A 1,932-nucleotide genomic window follows, 5' to 3' on the forward strand; every position below is an offset into this window, starting at 1 on the left:
GAACGCCCTAAAAAACTTTAACAAAACTCGCGAAATTCCCCACCCTCTTCCAGGGTGTTGAAGTTACCGTAAGTAGAGGGTCGCCTTTAAGGTTGGTCGGCTATGGGAAAAAGGGTTAAATCTTTGTGATTAAGGCTTCTTTATTCTTACGGTAACTTCAAAATCGACCATGCTTACTATTATATGTATTTCACAGTAATGTGTCAAGGGATAAAAGAAATTTTCTGTCTCGCTATCCATCCTAGAGACGCGCACCTTAGTAGAGTGGAGCCTTAATCAAACAGTTTTAACCCTTTTTCCCATAGCCGACCAACCTTAAAGGCGACCCTCTACTTACGGTAACTTCAACACCCTGGAAGAGGGTGGGGAATTTCGCGAGTTTTGTTAAAGTTTTTTAGGGCGTTCCAGTACCGGCTCTTCAATAGCATCCCGTAGCCTGTCCAGGTTTCGGGTAAGCATTCAGGCGTGCGCTTAGTGCATTAGCTGATAGCTAATAGTGGATAGCTTAAGCTTTCGGAGTGGTAAAATACTGGACAGATTGCTTGTTTTGGATGTAGCGATCGCTTATTTTATAATTCTGTGATCGCTCATTTTTTTTCTCTACCCACCCTAACCACACTTACAACACTTACCATATTTACCACGCTTAAGGGAAGCCTATTGCTGGAACGCGCATCTTGCCTGTTCCCTGTTCCCTGTTCCCTAGCTTTACAGGTGGTGCGTTACGGGGCGGACTATCCCAACCCTGGTAGGAGGTTAAAAATCAGAAGCTTTCCGCCCCTAACACACCCTACGCAGCTAAATTCTAAATTCTTCATTCTTCATTCTTCATTCTTCATTCTTCATTCTTCATTCTTCATTCTTCATTCTTCATTCTTCATTCTTCATTCTTCATTCTTAATTCTTCCCATTCCTCCAACAAAACATCTGGAAGAATACCAAGCATTTCATCCCAAGTACTACCAGCCTGTAATGCTTCGATAACTATAGGAAGTGGTTCAGAAAAAATATTAGGAAAATCAGCTTCTCCAGGAAGTCGAATGCTGAAAGCTAATTGCTCCTTTGGGGGATTGAATTGAGCATCAATTCCCTCACGGTTTCCTCTGGTATCAATTCGATACCAACCGAATTCAGCTAAGTAAACGGCATTTAAACCATGCAAACTGTAAGGCTCACCATCGTCATTAATGCTTAATCGCTGATAACAAAAGCCTGCTGGAATTCCATTGGCTCGTAATAGGGCAGCTAGCAAATGGCTTTTTGCGTAACAATAACCGGTTTTATACTTAAGTACATCCGAGGCACGACAGGTGACAGGGTTCATTTTATAGTCAACGCTATGGCGAATCTGATCTCGAACCCACTCAAAACAGGCTTTTGCGATCGCATTCGATGTTTGATGCTCTAGGGCTATTGTCCTCGCCAGTTCCAGAATTGTAGGATGTTGCCAATCGATGATTGGAGTCGTTTGTAGATAGTTTTGTGTATTCTCCATGTTAAAACGGGAGTCGGGAGTCGGGAGTCGGGAGTCGGGAGTTGGGAGTGAAAAAAATAGCAATTAAAGTAGGGTGGGTAAAGTAATATATAACGTTTATAGAACTCATGAGGTACAAATGGATCCCCCGTTGGTCCCCCTTAAAAAGGGGGACTTTGAGGTGAATTATTTTACCTCATACATGCAATTAACGCTATAATCATTAATACTCATTCTAAACCAGGGAGCAGGGAGCAGGGAATCGGTAGGGAAAAAAAAAGCAATTAAAGTAGGTTGGGTAAAGTAATCTATAGTTTTTATAGAACTCATGAGGTACAAATGGATCCCCCGTTGGTCCCCCTTAAAAAGGGGGACTTTGAGGTGAATTATTTTACCTCATACATGCAATTAACGCTATAATCATTAATACTCATTCTAAGCCAGGGAGCAGGGAGCAG

General features: G+C 42.2%; 1 protein-coding gene. It reads right to left on the reverse strand.

Annotated features, from left to right (window positions below; all coding sequences use genetic code 11):
- Positions 1–877: 877 nt before the first annotated feature.
- Positions 878–1,495, reverse strand: coding sequence for a transglutaminase family protein (locus F6J94_RS33450; protein ID WP_293048179.1), 618 nt, complete (start codon positions 1,493–1,495; stop codon positions 878–880).
- Positions 1,496–1,932: the final 437 nt, after the last annotated feature.

Source organism: Moorena sp. SIO1F2, from assembly GCF_010672755.1.
Classification (GTDB): Bacteria; Cyanobacteriota; Cyanobacteriia; order Cyanobacteriales; family Coleofasciculaceae; genus Moorena.

Bases quoted from the DNA above. Each gene is read 5' to 3' on its own strand.
- F6J94_RS33450 (WP_293048179.1), bottom strand. From the start codon at position 1,495: ATGGAGAATACACAAAACTATCTACAAACGACTCCAATCATCGATTGG.